We start from the raw sequence: 2,149 nt of genomic DNA, 5'->3' as shown, positions 1-2,149 counted from the left end.
TGTTCAAATGGCGATTCAGCGTTTAATTGGTTTTGGGAAAAAAGAAGAGTTTAAGGAAATTTTGGCAATTTTAAGAAAGCAGAATCCTGATAGGATAAGGGTTCTGTGAAATTTGTCGTGTACAGAGGTTAATTTTAGAAAATCTGTTTTAGTTTGTACCTTTTCAAAATTATGTAAAAAGCAAATAAAACACTTATCCAGAACAAATAATCAAAAATAAAATATAAGAAGATAAATTGATCTATTCCTATAATAATATTTAAAGGATCTAGCGCTATACTCCCACCTGGAGATACTTCACCATCTACTAAAAACTGTAAGGGAAATCCTCCTCCAATGACTTTAACTTTTCCAAGCTTGTCTACAACTATACGATCCACTAATGTATATTTCTGATAAAACAAAGATAAATAAGTAAAAATAAAAGATAAGCAATTGAAGTATAAAAATTTTTTCATAATTTCCTCTCATATATCTACTAATTTTAACAATTTTTAATCAGAGCCTTTTGGAATAATTTGCTTTAATTTCTCTATTACTCTCTCAAAAAATTCCTTTAATATGAAAAGATTAGAATTTATTTTATTAAGTTTACTTGCAGCCTGCAGTCCAGTTACAGAAAAAATTGAATCAAATATAGTTGTTCCACGTATTCAATATACGGGGGGAGCAGATAATGCAAGTTATAGTGAGGCTAAGCTTATTAGGGAAGGTAAATGCCTATACCTAGAACATGCTGATGGCTCTAAAGTTCTGCCAATTTTTGCTACAAAAACTCTAGATTGGGATACGGAAACTAAGAGCCTAAAAGTAGATTCGGATACTTATTTTTTAGGTGATAAAGCAGCATATGGAGGCGGAGAATCCTATCCTCTAGAAAAAAATAATTATTCTTGGATAACTGAAGTAGATCATAGCTGTGATACCTCAAAAGTTATAGTTATTAATCGACTCATAAGACCAATTGAAGAACTACCAAAATGAAGAATAGCCTATTTTACTGTCTTACATTAGTTCTACTTATAGGATGCCAGCCATTTGAAAAGGATGGATATATTTTTATTAAAAATCAGACTGATTATCCAATTACAGACCTTAAAGTAACTTATATTAGTGCTCAAAAAACTTATAGCTTAGGTACTCTTTATCCTTATTCAGAATATAAATACGCCATCAATTACGAGCGGCACAATGAGGATTCAATAATCTTTTCATATTTAGATAAAAATCATAAAAAGATTAATCAAGAAGTAGCTACGTATGCAGCCAAATATGATAGGAAAAGTTATGAAATAGTTATTCAATAGAATATAAATTACAATTACTAATTGAACGAAAAAACTTCAATTTGAAATTTCAAAAACTTGATTTTCCCACTAAACAACTATCCATTTAACATAGTGGTTGTTATACGAACTATCTTTGTAATGCATATTGCATTACAATATTCTCATGCATTCAATAAATGGGAAAATGATGGCTACTGTTAATTTCAGGGTCGATGAAGCCCTTAAAGAAAAGTCTTATTCCATCCTAAAAGAACAAGGAATTGCACCTACTGAGTTCTTTACTAATATTCTTGAATATATTGCTACGACTGGAAAGCTTCCAGTACAAAAAGCTTTACTCTCAGAGGAAGATGCTGATTTATTAGCTCTTGTTCGCAAACGTGTTAATGATCCTAAAGAGATGTTCGAGGAAGTCACATTAGATGACTTATAAGCTTTTACGTCATAAGGACTTCACTGCAGAATGGGAAAAGCTTCCTAGTGCTATACGAGATCAATTCAAGAAAAAATTAGCTAAGGTAATAGAGCAACCACATATTCCAAAGAATATGCTTAAAGGTGATCTTGCAGGCTGCTATAAAATAAAATTATTAAAAGCTGGTGTCCGACTTGTTTACCAGGTCAAAGATGATCAGGTAGTTATTTTGCTAATTACCGTTGGAAAACGAGCTGATAGCATTGTTTATGATGAAGCAAAAAAGCGGATAAAAGACTAAAAATGGGAGCTGCATGCCCACTGCTGTCCCATAGTTTGCTTTAAATAAAAAAACCTGAGTCCTAACAGTTAAAATATGAGTGCAAACAAACACTTTAACGACCAGGATTCAGGTTTTGTCACATCAGAATACCGTATTTCATGA

Annotated in this window: 5 protein-coding genes; 4 read left to right on the top strand and 1 reads right to left on the bottom strand. The window is 31.7% G+C overall.

Annotated elements, in window-relative coordinates; translation table 11 throughout:
- Nucleotides 1-134: 134 nt before the first annotated feature.
- Nucleotides 135-458: a hypothetical protein gene (locus tag FTV31_RS16395; protein ID WP_004676058.1), complete on the bottom strand. Its 324-nt coding sequence runs from the start codon at nucleotides 456-458 to the stop codon at nucleotides 135-137.
- A 103-nt stretch (nucleotides 459-561) separates the two neighbouring features.
- On the opposite strand from FTV31_RS16395, the gene FTV31_RS16390 reads away from it, so the two are divergent.
- The 4 genes from FTV31_RS16390 to FTV31_RS16375 all read left to right on the top strand — a co-directional run bounded on the left by FTV31_RS16390 (nucleotide 562) and on the right by FTV31_RS16375 (nucleotide 2,005).
- Nucleotides 562-984: a hypothetical protein gene (locus FTV31_RS16390; RefSeq protein ID WP_004676061.1), complete on the top strand. Its 423-nt coding sequence runs from the start codon at nucleotides 562-564 to the stop codon at nucleotides 982-984.
- Entirely contained in the window at nucleotides 981-1,307 is a 327-nt protein-coding gene (locus FTV31_RS16385) for a hypothetical protein (protein ID WP_004676063.1), read from the top strand. Before FTV31_RS16390 ends, FTV31_RS16385 begins: the two co-directional genes overlap by 4 nt.
- Before the next feature lie 169 nt (nucleotides 1,308-1,476).
- Nucleotides 1,477-1,722 carry a type II toxin-antitoxin system RelB/DinJ family antitoxin gene (locus FTV31_RS16380; protein ID WP_070154357.1) on the top strand — a complete coding sequence of 82 codons (246 nt, stop codon included), beginning with the start codon at nucleotides 1,477-1,479 and terminating at the stop codon, nucleotides 1,720-1,722.
- On the top strand, nucleotides 1,712-2,005 hold the full coding sequence (locus tag FTV31_RS16375) for a type II toxin-antitoxin system RelE/ParE family toxin (RefSeq protein ID WP_004733298.1): 294 nt from the start codon (nucleotides 1,712-1,714) through the stop codon (nucleotides 2,003-2,005). Before FTV31_RS16380 ends, FTV31_RS16375 begins: the two co-directional genes overlap by 11 nt.
- The last annotated feature ends 144 nt before the right edge of the window (nucleotides 2,006-2,149 follow it).

The sequence above is a fragment of the Acinetobacter sp. YH16031 genome (assembly GCF_013417335.1).
Taxonomy (GTDB): Bacteria; Pseudomonadota; Gammaproteobacteria; order Pseudomonadales; family Moraxellaceae; genus Acinetobacter.
This window is presented reverse-complemented; position numbering and strand designations above follow the sequence as displayed.

Coding starts and splice junctions, on each gene's coding strand:
- FTV31_RS16385 (WP_004676063.1), top strand. CDS start 981: ATGAAGAATAGCCTATTTTACTGTCTTACATTAGTTCTACTTATAGGA.
- FTV31_RS16390 (WP_004676061.1), top strand. CDS start 562: ATGAAAAGATTAGAATTTATTTTATTAAGTTTACTTGCAGCCTGCAGT.
- FTV31_RS16380 (WP_070154357.1), top strand. CDS start 1,477: ATGGCTACTGTTAATTTCAGGGTCGATGAAGCCCTTAAAGAAAAGTCT.
- FTV31_RS16395 (WP_004676058.1), bottom strand. CDS start 458: ATGAAAAAATTTTTATACTTCAATTGCTTATCTTTTATTTTTACTTAT.
- FTV31_RS16375 (WP_004733298.1), top strand. CDS start 1,712: ATGACTTATAAGCTTTTACGTCATAAGGACTTCACTGCAGAATGGGAA.